The sequence below is a fragment of the Stenotrophomonas acidaminiphila genome, assembly GCA_002951995.1.
Lineage (GTDB): Bacteria > Pseudomonadota > Gammaproteobacteria > Xanthomonadales > Xanthomonadaceae > Stenotrophomonas > Stenotrophomonas acidaminiphila_A.
Window position 1 is genome coordinate 3,637,243 of the sequence record CP019797.1, and the last position, 23,622, is coordinate 3,660,864.

20 protein-coding genes and 2 pseudogenes are annotated in these 23,622 nt (G+C 70.0%); 9 read left to right on the forward strand and 13 right to left on the reverse strand.

Translation table 11 applies throughout. The annotated features are described in order from the left end of the window. Positions 1-22: 22 nt before the first annotated feature. The 3 genes and pseudogenes from B1L07_16130 to B1L07_16140 all read left to right on the forward strand — a co-directional run bounded on the left by B1L07_16130 (position 23) and on the right by B1L07_16140 (position 2,036). A complete protein-coding gene (locus B1L07_16130) occupies positions 23-691 on the forward strand; it encodes an organic solvent ABC transporter (GenBank protein ID AUZ56356.1) in 669 nt (222 codons plus the stop codon). Further along, positions 681-989: an anti-sigma B factor antagonist gene (locus B1L07_16135; GenBank protein AUZ56357.1), complete on the forward strand. Its 309-nt coding sequence runs from the start codon at positions 681-683 to the stop codon at positions 987-989. Before B1L07_16130 ends, B1L07_16135 begins: the two co-directional genes overlap by 11 nt. 1 nt (position 990) lies before the next feature. Further along, a pseudogene (locus B1L07_16140) lies at positions 991-2,036 on the forward strand (hypothetical protein). Positions 2,037-2,126: 90 nt separating this feature from the next. On the opposite strand, the gene B1L07_16145 reads toward B1L07_16140, so the two are convergent. The 4 genes from B1L07_16145 to B1L07_16160 form a co-directional block, all read right to left on the reverse strand. Continuing rightward, positions 2,127-2,309: an antitermination protein NusB gene (locus B1L07_16145; protein ID AUZ56358.1), complete on the reverse strand. Its 183-nt coding sequence runs from the start codon at positions 2,307-2,309 to the stop codon at positions 2,127-2,129. Positions 2,310-2,393: 84 nt separating this feature from the next. Then, a complete protein-coding gene (locus B1L07_16150) occupies positions 2,394-2,939 on the reverse strand; it encodes a glutathione peroxidase (protein ID AUZ56359.1) in 546 nt (181 codons plus the stop codon). A 42-nt stretch (positions 2,940-2,981) separates the two neighbouring features. Further along, complete coding sequence (locus B1L07_16155) at positions 2,982-3,674, reverse strand: hypothetical protein (protein AUZ56360.1); 693 nt, start codon at positions 3,672-3,674, stop codon at positions 2,982-2,984. A 68-nt stretch (positions 3,675-3,742) separates the two neighbouring features. Beyond that, positions 3,743-5,308, reverse strand: coding sequence for a recombinase RmuC (locus tag B1L07_16160; protein ID AUZ56361.1), 1,566 nt, complete (start codon positions 5,306-5,308; stop codon positions 3,743-3,745). 81 nt (positions 5,309-5,389) lie between these two features. On the opposite strand from B1L07_16160, the gene B1L07_16165 reads away from it, so the two are divergent. The 4 genes from B1L07_16165 to B1L07_16180 all read left to right on the forward strand — a co-directional run bounded on the left by B1L07_16165 (position 5,390) and on the right by B1L07_16180 (position 8,738). Next, positions 5,390-5,923, forward strand: a complete 534-nt coding sequence (locus B1L07_16165) for a hypothetical protein (GenBank protein AUZ56362.1) — start codon at positions 5,390-5,392, stop codon at positions 5,921-5,923. A gap of 19 nt (positions 5,924-5,942) precedes the next feature. Continuing rightward, the gene (locus B1L07_16170) at positions 5,943-6,566 is read left to right on the forward strand and encodes a leucine efflux protein LeuE (GenBank protein ID AUZ56363.1); all 624 of its coding nucleotides are present in this window, start codon (positions 5,943-5,945) and stop codon (positions 6,564-6,566) included. A gap of 22 nt (positions 6,567-6,588) precedes the next feature. Next, on the forward strand, positions 6,589-6,945 hold the full coding sequence (locus B1L07_16175; GenBank protein ID AUZ56364.1) for a hypothetical protein: 357 nt from the start codon (positions 6,589-6,591) through the stop codon (positions 6,943-6,945). A 353-nt stretch (positions 6,946-7,298) separates the two neighbouring features. Beyond that, on the forward strand, positions 7,299-8,738 hold the full coding sequence (locus B1L07_16180) for an amino acid permease (GenBank protein AUZ56365.1): 1,440 nt from the start codon (positions 7,299-7,301) through the stop codon (positions 8,736-8,738). Between the two features lie 281 nt (positions 8,739-9,019). On the opposite strand, the gene B1L07_16185 is transcribed toward B1L07_16180, so the two are convergent. Together B1L07_16185 and B1L07_16190 are read right to left on the reverse strand one after the other, a co-directional pair. Beyond that, complete coding sequence (locus tag B1L07_16185; protein AUZ56366.1) at positions 9,020-10,261, reverse strand: peptidase M19; 1,242 nt, start codon at positions 10,259-10,261, stop codon at positions 9,020-9,022. A gap of 270 nt (positions 10,262-10,531) precedes the next feature. Next, complete coding sequence (locus B1L07_16190) at positions 10,532-11,701, reverse strand: rRNA large subunit methyltransferase I (GenBank protein AUZ56367.1); 1,170 nt, start codon at positions 11,699-11,701, stop codon at positions 10,532-10,534. Between the two features lie 277 nt (positions 11,702-11,978). Between B1L07_16190 and B1L07_16195 the strand changes: the two genes are divergently transcribed. Together B1L07_16195 and B1L07_16200 are read left to right on the forward strand one after the other, a co-directional pair. After that, positions 11,979-12,938 (forward strand): hypothetical protein, encoded by a 960-nt coding sequence (locus B1L07_16195; GenBank protein ID AUZ56658.1) that lies wholly within the window; start codon positions 11,979-11,981, stop codon positions 12,936-12,938. Positions 12,939-13,038: 100 nt separating this feature from the next. Next, the gene (locus tag B1L07_16200; protein ID AUZ56368.1) at positions 13,039-13,833 is read left to right on the forward strand and encodes a rhomboid family intramembrane serine protease; all 795 of its coding nucleotides are present in this window, start codon (positions 13,039-13,041) and stop codon (positions 13,831-13,833) included. A 7-nt stretch (positions 13,834-13,840) separates the two neighbouring features. Here the strand turns inward: B1L07_16200 and B1L07_16205 are convergent, their stop codons facing one another. The 7 genes and pseudogenes from B1L07_16205 to B1L07_16235 all read right to left on the reverse strand — a co-directional run bounded on the left by B1L07_16205 (position 13,841) and on the right by B1L07_16235 (position 23,369). Further along, the gene (locus tag B1L07_16205; GenBank protein AUZ56369.1) at positions 13,841-14,920 is read right to left on the reverse strand and encodes a glycerophosphodiester phosphodiesterase; all 1,080 of its coding nucleotides are present in this window, start codon (positions 14,918-14,920) and stop codon (positions 13,841-13,843) included. A 156-nt stretch (positions 14,921-15,076) separates the two neighbouring features. Continuing rightward, on the reverse strand, positions 15,077-16,693 hold the full coding sequence (locus B1L07_16210) for an ABC transporter ATP-binding protein (GenBank protein AUZ56370.1): 1,617 nt from the start codon (positions 16,691-16,693) through the stop codon (positions 15,077-15,079). 184 nt (positions 16,694-16,877) lie between these two features. Next, the gene (locus tag B1L07_16215; GenBank protein AUZ56371.1) at positions 16,878-18,227 is read right to left on the reverse strand and encodes a tRNA uridine-5-carboxymethylaminomethyl(34) synthesis GTPase MnmE; all 1,350 of its coding nucleotides are present in this window, start codon (positions 18,225-18,227) and stop codon (positions 16,878-16,880) included. 3 nt (positions 18,228-18,230) lie between these two features. Continuing rightward, positions 18,231-20,846: a polysaccharide deacetylase gene (locus B1L07_16220; protein ID AUZ56659.1), complete on the reverse strand. Its 2,616-nt coding sequence runs from the start codon at positions 20,844-20,846 to the stop codon at positions 18,231-18,233. A gap of 171 nt (positions 20,847-21,017) precedes the next feature. Beyond that, on the reverse strand, positions 21,018-22,730 hold the full coding sequence (locus tag B1L07_16225) for a membrane protein insertase YidC (protein AUZ56372.1): 1,713 nt from the start codon (positions 22,728-22,730) through the stop codon (positions 21,018-21,020). Further along, positions 22,730-23,190 (reverse strand): annotated as a pseudogene (locus B1L07_16230) (ribonuclease P protein component). Before B1L07_16230 ends, B1L07_16225 begins: the two are co-directional and overlap by 1 nt. A 38-nt stretch (positions 23,191-23,228) precedes the next feature. Further along, positions 23,229-23,369 carry a 50S ribosomal protein L34 gene (locus tag B1L07_16235; protein AUZ56373.1) on the reverse strand — a complete coding sequence of 47 codons (141 nt, stop codon included), beginning with the start codon at positions 23,367-23,369 and terminating at the stop codon, positions 23,229-23,231. Positions 23,370-23,622: the final 253 nt, after the last annotated feature.

Genomic DNA, 23,622 nt, shown 5'->3' on the forward strand with positions numbered 1-23,622 from the left:
CCACCAAGGAAGAACCCTAATCATGAAAACCCGACTGCTCACCACCGCGCTCGCCGCGGCCCTGCTCGCCGCCGCCCCGTCGCTGGCGATGGCGCAGGCGCGCCCGGCGGCCAGCGCCGCGCAGCCTTCGGCCGCCGCGCGTACCGTGCTCGACGCCAGCTCGCGCATCCTGTCCACGCTGGAAACCCGCCGCGGCGAGTTCCGCGCCAACCCGACCGCGCTGCGCGGCTTCATCGACAGCGAACTGAGCCGCGGCTTCGACCGCGACTACGCCGCCCGCCTGGTGCTGGGCGTGCATGGCCGCGGCGCGGCCGATGCCGACGTCAAGCTGTTCGCCGACGCGATGGCCGACAACCTGATGGCCCGCTACGGCTCGGCCCTGCTCGACATCCAGGGCAAGCCCAGCTTCCGCTACAAGGGCGAGGCCGCGCTGCCGGGCAACCGTGGCGTGAAGGTGTCGACCGAACTGGTGCGCGCCGGCGCCGAGCCGACCCCGGTCGAATACCTGATGCGCAACGTCGGCGGCCAGTGGAAGATCTTCGACGTGATGATCGAAGGCATCTCCTACGTGCAGACCTTCAAGAACCAGTTCGACGCCCCGCTGCGGCAGAAGTCGATCAAGGAAGTGGCGGCCGAACTGCGCAACGGCAGCATGCAGGCCACCGCGGGCCCGGCACCCCGTGGCAAGTGACGCCACCGCACGCGTCGAGGGCGACGCCCTGCACCTGGCCGGCACGCTGGACCGCGCCGCGGCGGTGGCGCTGTGGCCGCAGTTGCTGCGCCAGGTGGGCGGGCTGCGCCGGCTCGACCTGAACGCCGTCGAGCGCGTGGACAGCGCCGGGGTGGCGCTGCTGGCCGAGCTGTCTGCACGCATGCGTAGCAATGGCGGCGCTACCATCGTCGGCGCACCGGTGGGCCTGGACGAGCTGCGCGCGGCGTACCGGCTGTCACCGGACCTGGATTTCAACGCCTCTTCGGCGGAACACTGACATGAACCTCTTCCGCACCCTCCCGCTCCTGGCCGCCGTGCTCGTGCTGGGCGCCTGCGCCGGCAAGCCCGTGCGCGCGACCGCACCGCCCGCCAGCGCAAGCGTCGGCGCGGAGCCCTCCGGCTGCGCGGACGCCGCGTCCTGCGCGGGCGCACCGGCGCCGGCCACTGCACCGGCGCCGGTCCCGGTCGCCGACGTGGCGGCGCAGCCCACCCGGGCATCCGACGACACGCTCGCGGGTACCCCGGCGGAGGCGCAGGCGACCCCGCCCAGCCCGGCCGCGGCGACCGATGCCGAGGACGATTTCGCCGCGCTGTACGGCCCCCCGGTACGGAGCCCGGCAGCGGCGGCGATGGCGCCACGCCGACCTACGATCCGTGGGAGAAGTACAACCGCCGTATGCACCGCTTCAACCTGGCGGTGGACCGCGGCATCGCCCGTCCGCTGGCCACCGCCTACGTGCAGGTGGTGCCGCGCGTGGCGCGCACCGGGGTCAGCAACTTCTTCAGCAACCTGCGCTTGCCGGTGACCATGGTCAACCAGCTGCTGCAGGGCCATGCCGACGACGCCTGGGACTCGCTGGGCCGGTTCCTGATGAACTCCACGCTCGGCATCGGCGGCCTGTTCGACCCCGCCAGCAAGGCCATGGTGCCGCGCCGCAGCGAGGACTTCGGACAGACCCTGGGTACCTGGGGCTGGCGCCAGTCGCGCTACGTGGAGCTGCCGTTCTTCGGCCCGCGTACCGTGCGCGACGTGTTCGGCCTGGCCGGCGACGTACCGTTGTCGCCGCTACGCCGGGTGGACACGGACACACTGCGCATCGGCCTGCAGGGCCTGCAGCTGGTCGACACCCGGGTGCAGTTGCTGTCGCTGGACGACATCCGCGACAACGCGGTGGACGAGTACGCGCTCACCCGCGATGCCTGGCTGCAGCGGCGCAATTACCAGATCGAGAAGGACCTGCGCCACGACCGCCGCCGCCATGGCGACGACGAGCAGACCACCATCCCGGTCGATGCGATGCCGATGCCCGAATGGGGGCGCTGAGCGCGCGGTGTGCAATGCAGGTACGAAAAAAGCCCGGGGTAATCCCGGGCTTTCTTTTTCCGGGCCGGCGTCGGCGCCCTGGACCGGGACTCAACTGCCGTCCGGGTGCCGGGATGCCTGGAGCACCAGCAACAGCGTGGCGAGCGGGCCAAGCAGCAGCGACAGCAGCCCCCAGTTCATGCCACTGCGTCCCTTGCCCTGGGCGAGCCCGGCGTTGATGAGCGCCAGGGTGAACCAGCCGACCGCGAACCCACCGGAATTGCCTGCCGTCATCCTGCGATCGCCTCTTCAGTCTGTTGCCCGATGCGGCGCGCGAAAACCGACCGCTGCCGCCGGGGCCGCGATCGGTGGCGGGGCTCAGGCCGCGAGCGCGGCATCGATCGCCGCGCGCAGGCCGGCGTCATCGGCGGTGGTATCCGGCGAGAAGCGGCCGATGACCTGCCCGTCCTTGCCGACCAGGAACTTCTCGAAATTCCACAGGATGCCCGGCGCCGGGTTGGGTTCGATGCCGAAGCCGACCAGCTTCTCGCGCATCGGGCCTTCGCCGGTCGCCACCGGCTGCGCCGCGATCAGCTGCTGGTACAGCGGGTGCACGTCGGCGCCGGCGACGCTGATCTTGGCGAACATGGGGAAGGTCACGTCGTAGGTGAGCGAGCAGAACTGCCGGATCTCGTCCTCGCTGCCCGGCTCCTGGCCGTTGAAGTTGTTGGCCGGGAAACCCAGCACCTCCAGCCCGGCGTCCTTCTTCTCGCGGTAGAGCTTCTCCAGCCCTTCGTACTGCGGCGTCAGCCCGCACTTGGAGGCGACGTTGACCAGCAGCAGCACCTTTCCGCGGTAGTCGCCCAGCGAGGCCGGGGCGCCGTCGAGGGTGGTCAGGGGGATGTCCTGGATGGCGGTAGCCATGGGGGGTTCCTGTGGTTGATTAGGCAGCCCAAGCATATCCGGTCAGGCGTCGATCCCTGCCGCAAATTCGCCGACGACCCTGGCGCAGGCCTCCGGCTCGGCCTGCAGCAACAGATGCGGACCTGCCACTTCCACCGTCCGACAACGTGGTATCGCAGCGCTCATCTGCCTGCCCGGATCGCGCTGGAGCAGCTTGTCGTCGCTGGCACGCAGATCGAGCACGGGCACGGCGATGGCGGCGCATCGCGCCAGCACGTCGACCCGCAGCGCGCTGGCGGCGCGGAAACGCAGCACATGGGGGGAAACCTTGCGCAATGCATCCCGCAGCGCGGCCTCAAGCGCTGGCGTCGCCCAACGCCCGAACAGCCACCAGGACAACAGCATCGATGGCGGGAGCGGGAAGGGAACGGCGTGCAGCAATGGGGCGAACGTACGCAAGAAGGGAACCGGTGCGGTTGCGAACGTAGTGGAGAGAACCAGACCGCGCAGGTTGGCAGGCGGGTCTGCGGCGATGGAAAGCGCGACAGGTCCGGAGAAGGATTCGCCCAGCAGCACAAACGGTTTGTCTGGGAATGCAGCCCTAGAAATAACCTCCAGCTCGGCATAACCCAGCGGCCGGTCCGGGGGATACGCCACCACCTCAACGGAGTCGAACAGCGGCGCAGCGGCCTCAATGAATGCCGTGTGCAGTGTTGCCGTTCCATCCAGACCGGGAAGGATGAGCAATGCGGTCATCTACATCCCCCCATTGATGATGCTGCCGGGTGCCGGGCATCCGCGATGCGGTGCGACGCTGCGGATCTTCAGTCCGTTGCGGTGGCATCGTCGCCCGTCATTCCGTCGGTCAAGGCGCGCACGCTCTCCGGCTGCAGTTCCGGCGGCAGCGCCTTGCGCGCCTTGCTGCCGAGTTCGGCCAGGCGGCGGGCGCGGTTGGACACCGACTGCGGCGACTCGGTGAGGCGGTTGCGCGCCTGGGCAAAGGCCTTGCCCGCCTCCTCCAGCTTCCTGCCAACCATGTCGAACTCGGCCAGGAAGGCGACCAGCGCGTCGAGCACCTTGCCGCCGGTGTCGCTGATCTCCAGCGCCTGGCGCTGCACCTTGTCGCGCGTCCACAGCCGCTCGGTAACGCGCAGCAGCGCCATCAGCGTGTTCGGCGAAGCGAACACCACGCGGCGATCGAACGCATAGGACTGCAGGTCCATGTCCACGCCGAGCGCGGCCGAGAGCGCGCCTTCGATCGGGACGAAGGCGATGGTCACGTCCAGTGCGTCACCGCCGATGGCCTTGGGGTAGTTCTTGTCGCCCAGGTCCTTGACGTGCTGGCGCAGGCCGATGGCATGGCGGCGCAGGGCTTCGTCCTGCTGCTCGGGCGTGGCCGCGTTCATCGCTTCCTGCCAGGCGATGAGGTTGACCTTGCTGTCGATCACCACCGCGCGCTGGTCGGGGAAACGCACCACCACGTCCGGGCGCAGGCTGTCGCCTTCGTCGGTGGTGGCATGCGCCTGGCGCTCGTAGTGGATGCCCTCTTCCAGGCCGGAACCGCGCAGCACGTTGTCGAGCATCAGTTCGCCCCAGTCGCCACGCACCTTGGCGCTGCCCTTCAGCGCGCTGGTCAGCGCGGCGGCCTGCGCCGCCATGTCCTGGTTGAGGGTCTTGAGCTCACCCACCGCGCCGAGCAGGCTGGCGCGCTCGCGCGCCTCTTCACCGTACAGGGTGTCCACCCGCTGCCGGAACTCGCCCAGCTTGTCGGCGAACGGCTTGAGCAGGGTCTCGATGTCGGCGCGCGACTGGCCGGTGGCCAGGCGCACGTTCTTCTCGAACTGCTGGCCCTTCTCGTCGAACACCTTGGCGGCCAGTTCGGTGAAGGCGCCGGACAGGTTCTCGCGCGCCGCGGCGATCCAGTCGCGCAGCTGTTCCTGCGCCTGTCGCGCATGCTGCAGCTCGGCCTGCAGGCGCGCGCTGTCGGCCCGCGCGGCGTGCAGGGCCTGGCGCTCGCGTTCCAGCGACGCGCTCAGTTCGGCGAGCTGCGCGCGGGCGTCGGCCAGCGCCGCCTCGCGCTCGGCCAGGCGCACCGCGGCCTCGGCCGATTGCGTGGCTTCGCGTTCGATGCGCTGGTTCAGGGCGGCCAGCTGGCGGGCCTGCTCGGCCTGTTCGCGACGCTCGTGTTCCATTTCCGCGGCCAGCGATTCCAGGCGCCCGCGCAGCTGGCCGGCGTCGATGGCGGCGGCGTTGGCGCGCTGGCGTTCGGCGTCCAGGTCGCGGGCGAGCGCTTCGGCGTGCCCGTTGCCGCCAATGCGACGGAACAGGAACACCAGCAGCACGATGACGGCCAGCAGCAGGCCGGCCAGGATCAGGGTTTCGGTTTGCATGGGGCAAAGTGTAGCCCCGCGCGTCTCACCGGCTGCGCCGCTTCTGCGATCATGTGCACCCCACGCGCATTCCCGCCCGCCATGAAGCCGTTGCTGCTGTCCTGCCTGTTGCTGCTGTCGCCGGTCGCCGCGGCGGGTTCGCAGACGATCACCTCGCCCGCCCCCATTCCCGCGGGCGATGCACGGCCCAGGGTGTTCCTGGCCGGCAGCATCGAGATGGGCAGGGCCGGCGACTGGCAGCAGCAGGTGCAGCAGGCGCTGGCCGACGAGGACGTGGTGCTGCTCAACCCACGCCGCGCCGACTGGAACCCGGCCTGGCGCGCCGAGGCCGACGAGCCGGAGTTCCGTCGCCAGGTGGAATGGGAGCTGGCAGCACTGGAACAGGCCGACATCGTGCTGATGTACTTCGCGCCGGGCACGCAGAGCCCGGTCACCCTGCTCGAGTTCGGCCTGTATGCGCGCTCGGGCAAGCTGCTGGTGGCCGCGCCGGCGGGCTTCTGGCGCAAGGGCAATCTGGACATCACCGGCGACCGCTACCGGGTACCGCGGCATGACGACCTGCAGGCGCTGATCGCCGCGGTGAAACAGCGGCTTGCCATGCAGCGCGCGCGCTGAGCCGGCCGGGACCAGCGCCATGCCGTGGATGGGCATCAACGACCTGGGCACCTTCGTGGTGGCCGTCATCCTTTTCCTGATGCTGCCCGGGCCGGGCACCTTCACCCTGCTCACCGCCACCGCGCGCGGCGGCGTGCGCGCCGGCTACGCGACGCTGGCCGGGTTGATGCTGGGCGACCAGATCCTGATCGCCATCGCCGCCACCGGCGTGGCCGCGCTGCTGAAGGCACATCCGCTGCTGTTCGCCGGGCTGCGCTACGTCGGCGCGGCCTACCTGGTCTGGGTCGGCCTGCAACTGCTGCGCGAACCGGCCGCCGCGGCCGGCGCCACGGCGCAGCAATGGGGCCGGCGCTGGTTCCGGCAGGCGTTGCTGGTGGGCGTGCTCAACCCCAAGGCGATCCTGTTCTACATGGCGTTCTTCCCGCTGTTCATCGACCCGGCCACGCAGCGTGGCGCGTTGACCCTGGGGCTGATGGCCGGGTTGATCGCGGTACTGAGCGTGGGCTGGTGCTCGGTGCTGATCTTCGGCGGCCAGTTCATCGCCCGGCGCCTGGCCGGGTACCCGCGCGTTGGCGTGTGGCTGCGGCGCGCGGTCGGCGTATGCTTGATCGCATTCGGCGTACGGCTCGGGCTGGAAGGCTGAGCCCCGGCGCCGGGAGGTCGGCATGCCCATCCATTGCAAGCGCGCCTACGAACCGGCCACCGCCACCGATGGCCAGCGCTTCCTGGTCGACCGCCTGTGGCCGCGCGGGGTCAGCCGCGCCCGGCTGCAGGCGCAGTGGCTCAAGGACGTGGCGCCCAGCAACGAACTGCGGCTGTGGTTCGACCACCGCGCCGAGCGCTGGGACGCATTCCGCCAGCGCTACTGGCGCGAGCTGGCCGCGCAGCCACGGCTGCTGGCGCCGCTGCGCGATGCGCTGGACGCAGGGCCGGTGACCCTGGTGTACGCCGCCAGCGACACCGAACACAACCAGGCCGTGGCCCTGCGCGAGTACCTGCTGGCGCATCCGCGCCGCGCGTAGGTACGCGGCTTGCCGCGTACGGGGTTCGCCGCGGCGCGCCATCGGCGAAGCCCGGCGCAGTGAGCCTCCATGGCCACGACGTGGATGCGCCGCATCTTGCCGGCAGCTCCTGTCCCCGCCATCGCCCGCAGGCGCTGCGTCGGGCGCCCTGCCCCGCTTCGTCCACGCCGCCCCCCGGGCGCATCGGCGGACGACGCCATCAACACCTGGCTGGCGGCTTTTGTGCCGGATCCGTCGCCCCGGCTACCGCCCATCGCCAAAGCCCATGAAAGCAGCGGGAAATTCTGGCTTTGCTGCGCTGCGTTCGGCGAAACTCGGCCCCTTTCCCGAATACCACGAACCGCGAGGTCCGCATGCAGTCCTGGCTCCGGCGCAAATCCATCGACCAGCTCACCCAGCACGAGGAAGGCCGCCGCCTGATCCCGTCGCTGAGCTGGCCCCACCTGGTCGCGCTGGGCATCGGCGCCATCGTCGGCACCGGCATCTACACCCTGATCGGCGTGGGTGCGGACAAGGCCGGCCCGGCAGTGCTGATCTCGTTCATCGTCGCCGGCATCGTCTGCGCCTGCGCGGCGCTGGCCTATGCCGAACTGTCGACGATGATGCCGGCCGCCGGCAGCGCCTATACCTACAGCTACAGCGCGCTGGGCGAGACCATCGCCTGGGTGGTGGGCTGGAGCCTGATCCTGGAATACTCGCTGGTGGTCAGCACGGTGGCGGTGGGCTGGTCCGGCTATTTCGTCGGCTTCCTGGAATGGCTGCACACCTCCTTCGGCTGGAACGTGGTGCTGCCGCCATCGCTGGCCGCGGGCCCGCACGTGGAAGGCGGCTTGCTCAACGTGCCGGCCATCGTCATCACCTTCCTGGTCGCCGGCATGCTGATCGCCGGCACCCGCGAGAGCGCCACGGTCAACGCGGTGCTGGTGGTGCTCAAGCTGATCGCGCTGGCGGTGTTCGTGTGGGTGGCATTGCCGGCGTTCGACCCGGCCAACCTGCAGCCGTTCATGCCCTATGGCTTCCCCAAGTCGCTCGGTCCGGACGGGGTCGAGCGCGGGGTGATGGCCGCGGCGGCGATCATCTTCTTCGCCTTCTACGGCTTCGATGCGATCTCCACCGCCGCCGAGGAAACCAAGAACCCCAGGCGCGACCTGTCGATCGGCATCATCGGCTCGATGGTCGGCTGCACCCTGATCTACCTGCTGGTGGCGCTGGCCGCGGTCGGCGCCATGAGCTACACGGTGTTCGGCAAGAGCGCCGAGCCGCTGGCGCTGATCATGCGCGAACTGGGCCACGGCACCGCCGCGCTGGTGATCGGCGTGGTCGCGATCATCGCCCTGCCCACCGTGCTGCTGGCGTTCTTCTACGGCCAGAGCCGCATCTTCTTCGTGATGTCGCGCGATGGCCTGCTGCCGCGCGGGCTGTCGCTGGTGAACCCGCGCACCGGCACCCCGGTGACCATCACCGTGTTCACCGCGGTGCTGGTGGCCGCGCTGGCCGGGGTGGCGCGGCTGGACGAGATCGCCGCGCTGGCCAATGCCGGCACCCTGGCCGCGTTCACCGCGGTCGGCCTGTGCCTGCTGGTGCTGCGCCGGCGCGAACCCGGCCGCGCGCGTACCTTCCGCACGCCGCTGGCGTGGGTGGTCGGCCCGATCGCGATCCTGGGCTGCATCTACCTGTTCTTCAGCCTGCCCACCCGCACCCAGCTGTGGTTCGCGCTGTGGAACGTGTTCGGTCTGGTGGTCTACGTGCTCTACAGCCGCCGCAATGCGGTGCTCGGCAAGCAGCCGGGCTGACCCCGGCGGCGACCCCGCCACGCGGCGGGGCAACGTGCGTTGACCCACGCGGGCAACGCGCGCACGCGGCGACCGCCGCGGCTTCGTGCCCGGGTACGCAGCGCAGCGCGGCCCCATCCCAGGGAAACGGCGGCGGCCAATCACGGCCGCGGACAGAGCGGCCGACCCGGGAACCGGCGCCTTCGCTGCCGTGGCAGCGAAGGCGCCGGGCATGCGGCGCTCGTTGTCGCCGTCGCGCGGCCAGCGCGGCCACGCGACGCAGCGGTGGCAATGGCGCCCGGTTACTTCGCGGCGTTCTTCGCCGCGTAGTCCTGCGCCTGGCGCATCACCCGCAGCACGTTGCCGCTCCAGATATTGGCGATCTGCGCATCGCTCAGGCCGCGGCGCTGCAGCCAGGCGGTGATCTTGGGCAGGTCGGTGACGTCGCGCATGCCCGGCAGGCCGCCACCGCCGTCCCAATCCATGCCGATGCCGACGTGGTCGGGGCCGACGACATCGAGCAGGTGGGCGAAATGGACGAAGAAGTCGTCCAGCGTCGCCCGCCGCCGCGGCAGGCGCTGGTCCAGCTCGGCCATCCCCCGCGCCAGCGCCACGCCCTGCTCGATCGGCATGCCATCCCAGCCGCCGAGCCGCTTTTCGAGGTCTTCCTCGGCCTGCTTGCGCTCCGGGCTGGGGGTCTCGTCGAGCAGGTAGCCGCCGTAGGCGTTGACCTGGATCACCCCGCCCTTGGCGGCGAGCTGGCGCAGGCGCGCGTCGTCCAGGTTGCGCGGATGGTCGAACACCGCCTTGGCGGCGCTGTGCGAGAGGATGAACGGCACCGGCAGCATCGCCGCCAGGTCATCGAACACCGCGTCGGACGCATGCGACTGGTCGATCACGATGCCCAGCCGCACCGCCTCGTGCACCAGCGCCTTGCCGGCCGGGCTCAGGCCCTTCCACTCCGCGCCCTTGGGGTCGGTGGCCGAATCGGCGAACTCGTTGTTGGCGAAGTGCACGGTGGACAGCAGGCGCAACCCGGCCTTGTGGTAGAAGCCCAGCAGCGACGGGTCGGCCACCAGCGGGCTGCCGTTCTCCATGCTGATGTAGACCACGCGCTTGCCGGCGGCCTTGATCCGCGCGGCATCGTCGGCGGTGAGCGCCAGCTGGAAGCGGTCCGGGTGCGCGGCCAGCATTTCGCGGATCTCGATCAGCCGCATCAGGCCGTGGTCGCGCTCGGCCAGGTGCGCGGCGGGGCTGCGGTCGCCCTGGTCGGTGTAGATCGCCCAGAAGCCGCCGTCGAGCGCGCCGTCGAGCATGCGCGGGTAATCCACCTGCGACAGCGCGTTGTGGTCGTGGCGGTGCAGGATGTCGAAGCCGGGCCGGGCCAGGTTGGCCGGGGTATCCAGGTGGCTGTCCAGGGTCAGCAGGCGCTGCTGCAGGGCCTTGGCACGGGCCAGTTCGGCCTGGGTGAATTCGACCGCCTGGGCGGACAACGGGGCGCCCAGCGCCAGGGCGAGCAGCAGGGACAGACGACGCAGCGACATGCGGGCCTCGGCTTCGGGGAAAGGCCACGACCATACCGCAGGAGTGGCTGCAGGAGCGACGCCGGGTGGCTTCGAACCATCTGTCGCGACCGCGGCCTCAGCAAAGCAGCCGGGCAGCATCTGGAGGAAAGCCCCCTGAGTCAGGGGGCGGCCGCGAAGCGGCGGGGGTATGGGAGAAAACGGCACGGGCCCCGCGGTTTGCTACGCAGACTGCGGGGCGCCAGCGCCAAGGCGCTGGCGTGTGCCGGCCAACGGCCGGCACTACCCCGCTCAGTCCACCACGCGGCAGAACACCGCCTTGAGGTAGCGCGATTCCTGCACGTGCGCCATGAACGGGTGGTCCGGGCCGGCGCCGGCCACCTTCAGGATCTGCAGGGTGCGGCCGGCGTAGAACGCGGCGCGGCGCAGCATGTCCAGGAACTGCTCCTCGGACACCAGGCCGGTGCAGGAGAAGGTGGCGAACAGGCCGCCGGGCTTAACCACGCCCAGCGCCAGCTTGTTCATGTCCAGGTACTTCTTCAGCGCGTTGATCACCTGGTCGCGGTCGCGGGTCATCTTGGCCGGATCCAGGATCACCACGTCGTACTGTTCGCCGCGGTTGGCGGCATCGCGCAGCCACGGGAAGATGTCGGCCTGCACGAACTTCGGCTTGGCGTTGTTGAGCCGGGCGTTGCCCTTGGCGATCTGGATCACGTCCTGGTCGATGTCCACGCCCAGCACCTCGCTGGCGCCGCGCGCGGCCGCGTACACGGCGAAGCCGCCGGTGTTGCAGCACAGGTCCAGCACGCTCCTGCCTTCGACCTGCTGGCTCAGCCACTGCCGGTTCTCGCGCTGGTCGGCGAAAAAGCCGGTCTTGTGCGCGCCGGCCGGGTCAGCACGGAACTTGATGCCGTACTCGGTGATGACCGCCGGTTCGGTGGTGGTGTTGCCGTGGAAGTCGAAGCTCTCCTGCTTCTGCACGTGTTCATCGGCGAAGCTGTGGAAGCGGCAGCCCGGGAACTGCACGCGCAGCGCCTCGTAGATCCATTCGCGGTGGCGGAACATGCCGGCGGCGAAGAACTCGACCACGATCAGGTCGTCGTAGCGGTCCACCACCAGCCCGGACAGGCCGTCGCCCTCGCTGTGCACCACGCGCCACGCGTTGGACACCTGGTCCAGCTTGAGCACGTCACGACGCAGCGACACCGCGTCGGCGATCCTGGCGGCGAACCAGGCCTGGTCCACGTCCACGTCGCGGCGGGTTTCCAGGATGCGCACGGCAATGCGCGAGTGGCCGTTGTAGAAGCCGCGGCCGATCCACTCCCCATCCACCCCGACCACGTCGACGATGGTGCCGGGCTTGGGCTTGGCGACGGGCTTTTCGACCAGCTTCTGGAAAATCCACGGGTGGCTGGAGCGCCACGCGTTCTTCAGGCGTACGACGGGAAGGGGGGTATTCATGGGCGCCATTGTAACGGGCGCCGGGCCGCCGCCGCGGCGCATTCATTGACGGCAAAGCGTCAAGCCGGCACTATCGGCGGCTGAAGGGGAGTAGCTCCCAGACGTTGTCGCCGTCAGTTCGAGCCGCAAGGCTCCGGTGCAACGGCAGTCCCGGCCCCGGGGCTGTGAGCAAGACCTTCGCCGCATAGGCGAAGCTCTGTCCCCGGTCTCCCCGATTCCGTGTCCAGTTCTTGGCCCCTGCGGTTCCCAGAACCTCCACATGACCGGAACTCCCATGATCCAGACAATCGGTAATCCCTGGCTTTGGGGCGGCTTCGTCGCCGTCGTCATCGCCGCCCTGTTGATCGACCTGGTGCTGATGCGCCACGGCGGCCCGCACAAGGTGACCTTCAAGGAAGCCCTGCTGTGGTCGATCGGCTGGGTCGCCCTGGCCCTGGCCTTCAACGCCGGCCTCTGGTACTACCTGAACGAGACCGCCGGTACCGCGGTGGCCAATGAAATCGGCCTGCAGTTCCTGACCGGCTACCTGATCGAAAAGGCGCTGGCGGTCGACAACATCTTCGTCTTCCTGCTGATCATGGGCTACTTCGCGGTGCCCGAGACGGCGCGGCAGCGCGTGCTGATCATCGGCATCCTGGGTGCCATTGCGCTGCGTACGGTGATGATCTTCGCCGGCACCGTGCTGGTCAGCCAGTTCCATTGGCTGCTCTACGTGTTCGGCGCGTTCCTGCTGTTCACCGGCTGGAAGATGTGGTTCGCCGCCGGCCAGGAACCGAGCCTGGACGACAACCCCGCGCTGAAGTTCATGCGCCGGCACCTGCGCATCACCCATGAGTACAACGGCAACCGCCTGATGGCCGAGAAGAACGGCGTGCGCTGGTTCACCCCGATGTTCGTGGTGCTGGTGCTGATCGCGGTCACCGACGTGATCTTCGCGGTGGATTCGATCCCTGCGATCTTCGCCATCACCACCGACCCGTTCATCGTGCTGACCTCCAACGTGTTCGCGGTGCTGGGCCTGCGCGCGATGTTCTTCCTGCTGGCCGGCATGGCCGACCGCTTCCACCTGCTGCCGTACGGCCTGGCGGTGATCCTGGGCTTCATCGGCGCCAAGATGCTGCTGATCGACCTGTACAAGATCCCGGTGCCGGTGTCGCTGGGCGTGGTCGCCGCGATCCTGGTGGTGACGATGGTGCTGAGCCTGAAGCTGCCGCCCAAGGGCGGGCACAAGGCCTGACCCGGAACCGGCATACGCCACGATTGTCCCGCCGGTGGTACGCCGGCGTCCCGATGCGGCGCCCTTGCATTCACTGCAGGGCGCCGCAATCCCGAAAGCCATGGACACTTCCAACACGCCAGACACCGGCCAGACCTCGGCCACCGACCGCAGCAGCGACCGCCGTCGCGTGCTGCGCGCCTTCAACCTGAGCCTGGGTTTCGTGCTGCTGCTGGTGGCGATGTTCGCGCTGCAGCAGACCGGCTGGGACTGGCGGCCCTGGGCGGTGGGCCCGCACGACACCGCTGGCCTGTTGGGGCTGCTCGGCGCGCCGCTGCTGCACGGTTCCATCGAACACCTGGCCGCCAACGCGGCCGCGCTGCTGATCCTGGGAACCCTGGCCGGCGCCGTCTACCCGAAGGCGACGCTGCGCGCGCTGCCACTGCTGTGGCTGGGCTCGGGCGTCGGCGCGTGGATGCTGGGCGAGCCCGGCAGCCACCACCTGGGCGCCAGCGGCATCACCCATGGCCTGATGTTCCTGGTGCTGGGCTTGGGCCTGCTGCGCCGCGACCGCGCCGCGATCGCCGCCGGCATGATCGGCGTGCTGTTCTACGGGGGCATGGTGATGACCGTGCTGCCGCACGAGCCCGGCGTGTCGTGGCAGTCGCACATGGGTGGCGCGGCCGCAGGCGTGATCGCCGCCCTGCTGTTCCGCCATGCCGACCCGCTGGCACCGCGCAAGCGCTACAGCTGGGAGGACGAGGACGAACAGGACGACGCCGATGCGCCGCTGGCCGATGCCGAGCTGGAGCCGCCGTCGCCCGGCCAGGTGCCGGTGCTGTGGCAGCCGCGCGAGGGCCGCGACTACGAGGTAGTGGTGCAGCTGCGCCCGCGCCCGCGCCGCGACCCGTCGTGACCGGGCATCAGCCGGCGCCGCCGGCAACGGGGCCATCGCCGTCCACCGCGCGGCGGCCCAGCGCCGGGTCGTCGGTGAAGAAGGCATCGATCCCGGCCCGCAGATAGGCACGGATCTCGGCGATGGACCCCTGTGGGTTGCGCGCATCGGCTGCGCCCTGGCGCAGGTCCGGCGGCAGGAACGGGTTTTCCGGGCGGAAGGTATAGGCCACCACCTGCAGGCCGGCGGCATGCGCGTCGGCGATCAGTGGCGTGGGCGCGGCCAACCGCCCCTGCGCATCCAGCGGCAGCAGCGCGCGGCGCTCGACGCCGATCGCATCGGCATAGCCGGCCACCTCGCGCAGGCCGGCCGGCGTGGCCATGCGCGCGTAGGTCAGCTCGCCACCGGCCAGTGCCACGTCGGCAGGCTGCGCCTGGGCGTCGCCCAGCAGCTGCAGCAGGCGGATGTTGGACTGGCGGCCGATGCGCGCGCGCAGCTGGCGCAGGTTGGCGGTCTCGAACGACTGCACCAGTACCGGTGCGACACGGGTGTAGGGATTGCCGCGCAGGGCGTCGAGCAGGCGCTCCTCCATCGCCAGGCCGATGCCGCGGAAGTAACTGCCGTGCTTGATCTCCGGCGCCAGGCCGATGCCGCGCCCGCTGCGCCGCGCCTGCTGCACCAGGAACTCGAGGATCTCGTCCAGGGTGGCAATGCGGAACTCGCCGTCGAACGCGGTGCCGCGCAGCTCCGGCAGGCGCTCGCGGGCATGCAGGGTCTTCAGTTCGGCCAGGGTGAAGTCTTCGGTGAACCAGCCCTCGACGCGCCTGCCGTCGATAACCTTGCTGGTGCGCCGGGCGGCGAACTCCGGGTGCGCGGCGACATCGGTGGTGGCGCCGATCTCGTTCTCGTGGCGCGCGACCATCACCCCGTCGCGGGTCATCACCAGGTCCGGCTCGATGTAGTCGGCGCCATCGACGATGGCCTGCGCGTAGGACGCCAGGGTGTGCTCGGGCAGCAGCGCACTGGCGCCACGGTGCGCGTACACCGATACCTGCGGCGATGGGGAACGGGAGCGGCGGCCATTGCCGTCGAGGATGCCATCATGCACAGCCCTGCCACCACCGCCATCACCGCTTTGCCGGACACCGCCCGCTCCTGTTGCCGTCATTGAAGGAAGCGGGAGTGTGCGGGGTGGATGTGACCGGCATGGGACATGGCCGCGGCCTGCGCCGCCACTGCCCGCATCGCGTGCGGCTGGCGTGATTCACGGCGGCAACCGGCACCAGCCGCCGGCGCCGGCATGCAGGCGGCCGCTGATGCCGATGCCACGCAGGAACGCTTCGTCATGTGCCGCCACCAGCAGCGTGCCCGGCCATTGCCGCAACAGCGCTTCCAGGGCCTGCGTCGCCTCCAGGTCGAGATGGTTGGCCGGTTCGTCGAGCAGCAACAACTGCGCCGGTGGCTGCGCGTACACGGCGCAGGCGAGCGCCAGCTTCATGCGCTCGCCGCCACTGAGCGCGGCGACCGGCGCGTCGGCGTGCCCGGCAGCCAGGCCCAGCAGCGCCAGCCGGGTGCGCAGCTCGGGTTCGGCCATGCCCGGGTTGGCATGGCGCAGCTGCTCCACCGCCGTACCCCGCGGCACCGGCAGGGACAGATGCTGGTCGAGCCAGGCATGCGCCACGTTGACCTGCACCGTGCCGTGTCGCGGCGCCATCCGTCCGGCCAGCAGCTGCAGCAGCACCGACTTGCCGCTGCCATTGCGGCCGGTGAGGGCCAGCCGCTCGCCCCGCCCCAGCAGCAGGTCGATCCGCGCCAGCGCACCTTCGACGAACGGCAGCACCACGTCCTGCAGTGCGGCCACCTTGGCGGGCGCAGCGCCGGCGGCGGCCGCCGGCAGCAACACCACCGGGGCCGCGGCCTCCACCTGCGCCGCCGCCTGCCGTACCTGTTCCTGCAGCTGCTCGCGTTGCTGTTGCCGTTGCAGCAGCGCCTTGCCGGCGCTGGCCTGCGCGCGCTGCTTCTGCCGGCCCAGCAGGATCGGTGCCTGGTTGGCATGCGCCGCTTCACGGTTGCCACGGGCGGCGCGACGCTCGCGTTGTTCCTGCTGCTCGCGCAGCATCCGTTCGCCCTGGCGGCGTTCGTGGCGCCGCTGTTGCAGCGTGTCCGCGGCCAGGCGCCGCTCTTCGCTGCTGCGCGCCGCGTAGAAGTCGTAGTCGCCACCATGGCTGCGCAGACCCAGCGAGGACAGCTCGACGATGCGCTGCATGTCGCCCAGCAGCTCGCGGTCGTGGCTGACCACCAGCAGACCGCGTGGCCAGCCCCGCAACTGGTCGCGCAGCAGCTGCCGGCCCGGCGCGTCGAGATGGTTCGTGGGCTCGTCGAGGATGAGGAAATCGGCATCCGACAGGAACGCGCCCGCCAGGGCCACGCGCATGCGCTGGCCGCCACTGAGCCGGCGCACCGGCGTATCGGCGGCGACGCCCTGCAGCTGCATCCGCTCCAGTGCGGCCTGCAGCTGTTCGCGCAGCTGCCAGCGCTCGTCCAGTGCTTCGAAATCGGCGGGGTCGCTGCTGCCCTGTTCGATACGATCCAGCGCCGCCAGCGCATCGCCCAGGCCGGCGAGTTCGGCGACGCTCGCGGTGGGCGACGCGTCGATCTGCTGCGGCAGCCACGCCACCGGCCCGGAGCGCAGGCAGCGCCCGCGGGTGGGCGCCAGGCGGCCGGCCAGCACCTGCGCCAGCACGCTCTTGCCCACGCCGTTGCGCCCGACCAGCCCGGTCGGGCGCGCGTCGAAGGTTTCGTCCAGATCGGAAAACAGCAGCCGGCCGTCGGGCAGCTGCCAGGAGACGCGTTCAAGCGTCAGGAAGGGAGTCGTGGTCATTGCATTCCATCCATGCCCGGATCACCCGGCTGCCAGCGGCAGCGGGACTTCGCGAGGCCTCGCCAGCGCGGGCTGGCAGGGCGGGCATCAATGGCGCATTGGACCGGACTCCTTCAGGGCCGCCATCACGGCGGCCCGCGCAGACTAACCGGCCGCCGATGAACGTTTCAATGCCGGTGGCCGGCTACTTGCCGATGCAGAAGCTGGAGAAGATCCGGCCCAGCAGGTCGTCGGCGGTCATGCGGCCGGTGATCTCGCCCAGCGCCTGGTGCGCCAGGCGCAGTTCCTCGGCAGCCAGTTCCAGGTGGTCGTGGCGCAGTTGCGCCTCGGCATCGTCCAGGTGCGCGGCGGCCAGGACGATGGCCTGCACATGCCGCAGGCGCGCGGAAAACTCGCCCTGCTGGCCTTCACCGGCGCCTTCGCTGGCAAGTTCGCGCAGGCGCGCGTGCAGCTGATCCAGCCCCTGCCCACTGGCGGCGGAGATCGCGATCACGTCGCCGCCCGCTGGTTGCGGCCATTGCGGCAGCAGGTCGCATTTGTTCAGTACCCACAGCTGGCGCGCGGCCTGGGCGGCGGCGTCGCCGACCGCCTGCCGGCCCGCTTCCGGGTCGCGTGCGTCCAGCACCACGATGGCCAGGTCGGCGCGCTGCATTTCGGCGCGGGCGCGGCGCATGCCCTCGCGCTCGATGGCATCGCCGCCTTCGCGCAGGCCGGCGGTGTCCACCAGCTCCAGCTCCAGGCCGTCGATGCGGATGGTCTCGCGCAGGGTGTCGCGGGTGGTGCCGGCGATGTCGGTGACGATGGCGCGCTCGCTGCCGGCCAGGGCGTTGAGCAGCGAGCTCTTGCCGGCGTTGGGCGGGCCGATCAGCACCGCGTGCAGGCCGTCGCGCAGCTTGCGGCCACGTTCGGCGTCGGCGCGCAGCCGCGCCAGCGCCGCGCGCGCCTGGGCCACGCCGGCGCGTACCTGCGCGCCGCCCAGCGTATCCAGTGGCTCGTCGGCGAAATCGATGGCGGCCTCGACGTGGATGCGCAGCCGCACCAGCTGTTCGGCCACGTCCTCCACGCGCCGCGAGAACACGCCGTCGAGCGAGCGGCGGGCAGCGCGGGCGGCACGTACGTCGCCGGCGGCGATCAGGTCGGCGATGGCCTCGGCCTGGGCCAGGTCGAGCTTGCCGTTGAGGAAGGCGCGTTCGCTGAACTCGCCGGCCCGCGCCTGGCGCGCACCGAGCGCGACGCAGCGCTCCAGCAGCTGGCGCAGGACCACCGGGCTGCCATGGCCCTGCAGTTCCACCACGTCCTCGCCGGTGAAACTGCGCGGACCGGGGAAGTACAACGCGATGCCGTCGTCGATCACCTCGCCGTCCGCATCGCGGAAGCGCGCGTAGTGCGCATGCCGCGGTTGCAGCGCGGGGCAGCCGAGCGCGCGTGCGATCGCCGCCGATGCGGGACCGGAAAGCCGCAGGATGCCGACGCCGCCGGCCGCGGCGCCGCTGGCGATGGCAATGATGGTGTCGCGCCCGGCGCTGTCGTTCATGGCTTACAGCTTCTGCAGTTGCGCGCGGGCCTGCGCGGCGCCGCTGCCCAGCGGCTGCAGTTCCAGGTAGGTGGCGTAGGCCTGCTTCGCCCGGGGCTTGTCGCCGGCGTGGAAATAGGCGTCGCCCAGGTTGAGATGGGCCACCGCGCGCGACGGGTCGATCTTCAGTGTGTTCTCCAACCAGCGCGCCGCTTCGGCGTAGCGTTGCTGGCGGTAGTAGACGAAGCCCAGGTTGTTGGCGGCCTGGGCGAAATCCGGGCGCAGCTTGAGCGCTTCGGTGAACTGCGCCACCGCCTCGTCGTAGCGCTTTTCACGGTACAGCTGCAGGCCACGGTCGTTGGCCTGCTGGGCGCGCTGGCGGTCGGACGCCGGCACCGCCGCCGGCACTACCAGCGTGCTGCTGCCGCCCTGCAGGCTGGCCACCTTCACCGCGGCCTCGGCGCCACCCTGGGCCGCATCGACGCGGCTGTTGAGCGCGATGGCGTCGGCCGAGAGCTGGGTGGTGCCGGCGTTGAGGAATTCCTGGCTGTCCGGTACCTGGAACACGAACTCACCGCCCTGCGAGCCCGGCAGGCTGCCGAACGCCGGGGTCTGCCGCGATACCGCCGACACCGCCGGCGCGACGTAGGCGGCCAGTTCGGTGCCGGTGATCAGGCCGTCGCCGTTGAGGTCGCCCTTGCCGGACAGTGCCTGCAGCAGCACCCAGGTGAACACCGAGTGGCCATTGGGCCCGCTGTCGGCCACCTGCTGGTCGGCGCCACCGGCGGTGAGCATCTGCCGCGCGGCACGCCGCGCGTTCTCGCGCAGGAACGCGGAAGACGACGCGCCGCCGCGGGTCAGCCCCAGGCCGCTGTAGCAGGCGTCCATCACGAACAGTACGTGCTTGGCCTGCAGGCTCTCGGCGATGTTCTGCACGTCGGTCATCGCGATCGCGTCGGTGGCGAACTCGCGCGGGTCCGAGTCCACCGGGATGATGTAGCCCAGGTCGCGCCCGGAGGCGAGCTGGCGGGTGGCGCCATGGCCAGCGAAGAACACGAACACGCGGTCGTTCTTCTGCGTGCGGCCATCGGCGAGGCGGTCGTGGAACGCCGCCAGGATGTTGTTGCGGGTGGCCTCGTGGTTCTTCAGCACGATCACCTGCGAGGAAGGGAAGCCGAACTGACCGGTCAGGGTGTCGGCCACGGCCTGCGCGTCGCGGCTGGCGTACTCCAGCTTCGGCCACTTCGCGTAGTCGTCGATGCCGATCACGATCGCCCAGGACTTCTCGTAACCGGTGGTCACGGTGGCTGGGTTACCGGCATCGCGGCGCGCGCGGCTGACGGAGAAATCGCGGCCGTTCCAGCCGGCGAACTGGTAGCCGTCGGCGATCAGCCGGTCCAGGATCTGCGGCAGCGCCTTCACCGCGCGGTCGTGGATGTCATGGAACAGGATGATGCCCTTCTGCTCCTTCTGCACCTGCTCGAGCACGCGCTGCACGATGGACTCCGGCACCGGGTCGGCCCAGTCCATCGAATCGATGTTCCACATGATCGACTTGAGCCCGGCCTCGCCGAGCAGCTGCAGGCCTTCGGCGTTGCGCGCGCCGTAAGGGAAGCGGAACAGCGGCGCGCGCTCGCCACCGACCCGGCGCAGCAGCGTGTCGGTGCCGAGCACCTGCTCGCGCAGCGCGTCGCCGCTGGTGCGCGACAGCTGCGCGTGGGTCAGGCTGTGGTTGCCCACCGCATAGCCGTCGGCCATCAACTGGCGGCTGATGCCCGCCATCGCACCGAGCGTCACCGTGCCGTCGGCAGCGACGGTGCCGATGTTGCGGCCCACCTCGAAGAACACGCCGGGGACGTCGTAACGCTTGAGGATGGCGCTGATCTCTTCGGTATGCGCCTTGTGCGGACCATCGTCGAAGGTCAGCACCACGGTTTTGGCCGGAAGGTCGCGGCCGAAGATCTCGCGCTCGCTGTCCTTCATCGACATCGGGTAGGGCTCGATCACCCCATGGTCGCGCAAGATCGCCTCGCGCTCGTAACGGGTACGCAGGTGGGCCACGTAGTCCTCCCACTTCTCGCGCTTGAGCGCGATGGCGCGGGTGCGATCGAAGCGGCTGAAGATGCGGGTCACTTCCTGGTTGTAGTTGCGCTCGATCTCGTCCAGCGCCTCCAGATCCTCGCCGATGCGCTGGTGCAGCTTGACCGCCGGCAGCGAGGAATCGGCGCCGATGTGCGCGTGCAGGTCGCGCAGCACCTCACGGAACGCCAGGCGGTCGGCATCGAACAGATCCGGCGCCGACTCGACGTAGTCCAGCACCACGCCGAGCGTGGCGAAGCGCTGCGGGCTGGCGGTGCGCAGCAGCGCATCGAACTGCGCGGCGATCGCCTCGCGCTGCTCAAGCCCCTGGTGGAACAACTGCTGGCCGATGCGGGTGGACGTGGCGCGGTCGCGCTCGCCCTGCGCGCCCTCGTCGGCCAGCAGCACGATGATGCGGCGGTGGCCGTCGAGTTGCTTCTGCAATGCCGCCAGCAGGGGCGCGGCGGCAGGGTCGGCGGCCGCGGCCTGTTCCACTGCCGGGGCCGGCGGTACGTCCTGCTGCCCGCCACCGCACGCGCCCAGCAACGCGGCGATCGCCACGGGCAACAGGAAACGGCGCAGTGCTGGAAAACGGGACATGGCAGACGAAGACGGGCGGAGGCCGGACGATTCTAGTGGAGCGGCGCCTGCGCCGCTGGCCCCGTGGGCAGCACGACGGCGCGCACCCGCGCCGCGCATGCGAAAAGCCCGCCTTGCGGCGGGCTTTCGCGTTTACTTGGCTTCGGCCTTGGCCGGCGGCGTCGGTGCGTCCTCGCCGTGCTTCTTGGTCATCCACCACTGCTGGGCCAGGCTCAGCCCGCCGTTGACCACCCAGTACAGCACCAGGCCGGACGGCATGAAGGCCATCATGACGCCGAACACCAGCGGCATGAACTGCATCATCTTCTGCTGCATCGGGTCCATGCCCGGTGCCGGGGTCAGCTTCTGGGTGAACCACATCACCGCCACGTTGATCACCGGCAGGATGAAGTAGGGGTCACGCGCGGTCAGGTCCTGGATCCACGCGAACCACGGTGCCTGGCGCAGTTCCACCGATTCCACCAGCACCCAGTACAGGGCGAAGAAGATCGGCATCTGGATCAGCAGCGGCAGGCAGCCGCCCATCGGGTTGATCTTTTCCTTCTTGTACAGCTCCATCATCGCGGTCTGGAACTTCTGGCGGTCGTCGCCATAGCGTTCCTTGAGCTGGGCGATGCGCGGCTGGAACTTGCGCATCTTGGCCTGCGACTTGTACTGCGCATTGGCCAGCGGGAACAACGCCAGCTTGAGCAGGATCACCAGGCCGATGATCGACCAGCCCCAGTTGCCGACCAGCTTGTGGACCTGGTTCATCACCCAGAACAGGCCCTGGCCGATGATCGCCATCAGCGAGAAGCGGCTGTAGTCGACCACGCGCTCCAGGCCGGGGACGTCTTCCTTGGCGATCTGGTTGACCAGCTTCGGGCCGACCCACAGGCGTGCCTGGGTGCTCACCTTCTGGCCCGGGGCCACGGTGAAGCCGGGGCCGCGCGCCTCGATGACATGGCGCGGGCCGTTCTGCGAAAGCAGGTACAGCGAGGCCTGGTCGGCCTGCGGGATCCACGCGGTGAAGAAGTGGTGCTGCAGCATCGCCACCCAGCCACCGGTGATGGTCTGGTTGAGGTTGCCGTCCTCCAGGTAATCGGCGAAGGGCCGGCGCTGGTACTTCTTGTCGTTGTCGTACCAGGTGGCGCCGTTGAAGCTGAAGGAATCGGGGTTGGTCATGCTGCGGCTGAGCACCGCCGGCACCCGGTCCAGCTTGCGGAACACATAGCCCTGCCACGGCGTGGTGCCGGCGTTGACCACTTCATCCTTGACGCCGATGGCGTAGTCCCCGCGCTTGAAGGTGTAGGTGCGATGGATGCTGACGCCGTTCGGGCCGTTCCAGACGAACGGCACCTGCAGCTCGCTCTGGCCATCGGCCAGGGTGTAGTCCTTCGCCGCCTGCACCGGCTGGAAGCCGTTGGCGCCCGGCGCGGCCGAGCCGCCCTGGCCGACCCAGCCGCTGGTGGCGCTGTACGGATGCGCCTTTTCCTCGGTCAGCAGCTGCACCGGCGGGCTGCCGGCAGCCTTGGTCTGCGGGAACTGCAGCAGGTCGGCGTCGAGCACGCTGCGGCCGTCGAGCACCAGCTTCAGCACGTCGGTGGTCACGTTCACGCGGGGTGCGGTGGTGGCCGCTTCCAGCGCCGGCGACGGCGTGGCCGTGGCCTGCCCGGGAACGGCCGCCTGCGGCACGTTGCCGGCGGCCGGCGGTGCCAGGTCGGCATCGTTTGCCGCCGGTACCGCGGGCTGGGTCGCGGCGACGGTGGCCGGGTCCGGCGCGTTCTTCTCGCGGCCCCACTCCATCCACAGCAGCACCGCCACCATCAGCCAGGCGAAAATCAGGAATACACGGGTCTGGTTCATCAGCAGGCAGGCTCGGCTCGACCAGGCAGGGTGCCCGGCGCGTTCAAGAAAGAAGAGGGTTCGTTGCCCTCGCGCGGCGGCATTGTGCCGTCAGCGACCACGGCGGGCAATGCGCCGGCACGGCGCAGCAGGCGTTCGAACGCCTCGCGGATCTGCCGGTTGCTGGCAAGTCTGGCCGCCGAGCGGGCGACCACGACGTAGTCACCCCGGCCATGCCTGCCCGGAGGTGGCGTGTGGCATCACGCAGCACACGCTTGATACGGTTGCGGCCCACCGCGTGCGTATCGACCTTGCGTGACACGGCCAAGCCCAGCCGGGCGGGGCAATCCCCTTTCAGCCAGTGCAGTGTCATCAGCGGGTCGGATACACGGCGGGCGCCGTTGAAGACCGTTGTATATTCGGCACGCGTACGAACCCGCGCAGAGCGAGGAAATCGCTTGCGCGGGTCGGTGCTGCTCACGATCGGAGTTGCATCTGCCGCACGGGGCGGCAACGCAATCAAGCGCTGAGGACTTTGCGGCCCTTGGCGCGGCGACGCGACAGGATCTTGCGGCCGTCAGCGGTCTTCATACGCGCGCGGAAGCCGTGATCGCGCTTGCGCTTGAGGTTGCTGGGTTGGAACGTGCGCTTGGTGGCCATGGGGGCACCTGTATGAATGGGACGGAAAGAACCGGAAATTCTATAGACCCCACCCCCACTGCGTCAAGCCTTGTCCGGCCTGCGCCGCAGGGGTTTCATCCACAGGCTGTGGATGATCCTGTGAACAAGTCAGGGACAAGCATTCCCGCCCCCGCCGCGCGGTGGTAGTCTGGGCCATCCACTTTCCCCTACTCCGGCACGTGGCCGGGCGGCTCGCTGCGCCCGTCCCGCGTGCCTTCTACGATTATTCCTG

Excerpts from the sequence above, each read along its gene's own strand:
- B1L07_16130 (AUZ56356.1), top strand. The coding sequence starts at position 23 with ATGAAAACCCGACTGCTCACCACCGCGCTCGCCGCGGCCCTGCTCGCC.
- B1L07_16145 (AUZ56358.1), bottom strand. The coding sequence starts at position 2,309 with ATGACGGCAGGCAATTCCGGTGGGTTCGCGGTCGGCTGGTTCACCCTG.
- B1L07_16150 (AUZ56359.1), bottom strand. The coding sequence starts at position 2,939 with ATGGCTACCGCCATCCAGGACATCCCCCTGACCACCCTCGACGGCGCC.
- B1L07_16155 (AUZ56360.1), bottom strand. The coding sequence starts at position 3,674 with ATGACCGCATTGCTCATCCTTCCCGGTCTGGATGGAACGGCAACACTG.
- B1L07_16160 (AUZ56361.1), bottom strand. The coding sequence starts at position 5,308 with ATGCAAACCGAAACCCTGATCCTGGCCGGCCTGCTGCTGGCCGTCATC.
- B1L07_16165 (AUZ56362.1), top strand. The coding sequence starts at position 5,390 with ATGAAGCCGTTGCTGCTGTCCTGCCTGTTGCTGCTGTCGCCGGTCGCC.
- B1L07_16170 (AUZ56363.1), top strand. The coding sequence starts at position 5,943 with ATGCCGTGGATGGGCATCAACGACCTGGGCACCTTCGTGGTGGCCGTC.
- B1L07_16175 (AUZ56364.1), top strand. The coding sequence starts at position 6,589 with ATGCCCATCCATTGCAAGCGCGCCTACGAACCGGCCACCGCCACCGAT.
- B1L07_16180 (AUZ56365.1), top strand. The coding sequence starts at position 7,299 with ATGCAGTCCTGGCTCCGGCGCAAATCCATCGACCAGCTCACCCAGCAC.
- B1L07_16185 (AUZ56366.1), bottom strand. The coding sequence starts at position 10,261 with ATGTCGCTGCGTCGTCTGTCCCTGCTGCTCGCCCTGGCGCTGGGCGCC.
- B1L07_16190 (AUZ56367.1), bottom strand. The coding sequence starts at position 11,701 with ATGAATACCCCCCTTCCCGTCGTACGCCTGAAGAACGCGTGGCGCTCC.
- B1L07_16200 (AUZ56368.1), top strand. The coding sequence starts at position 13,039 with ATGGACACTTCCAACACGCCAGACACCGGCCAGACCTCGGCCACCGAC.
- B1L07_16210 (AUZ56370.1), bottom strand. The coding sequence starts at position 16,693 with ATGACCACGACTCCCTTCCTGACGCTTGAACGCGTCTCCTGGCAGCTG.
- B1L07_16215 (AUZ56371.1), bottom strand. The coding sequence starts at position 18,227 with ATGAACGACAGCGCCGGGCGCGACACCATCATTGCCATCGCCAGCGGC.
- B1L07_16225 (AUZ56372.1), bottom strand. The coding sequence starts at position 22,730 with ATGAACCAGACCCGTGTATTCCTGATTTTCGCCTGGCTGATGGTGGCG.
- B1L07_16235 (AUZ56373.1), bottom strand. The coding sequence starts at position 23,369 with ATGGCCACCAAGCGCACGTTCCAACCCAGCAACCTCAAGCGCAAGCGC.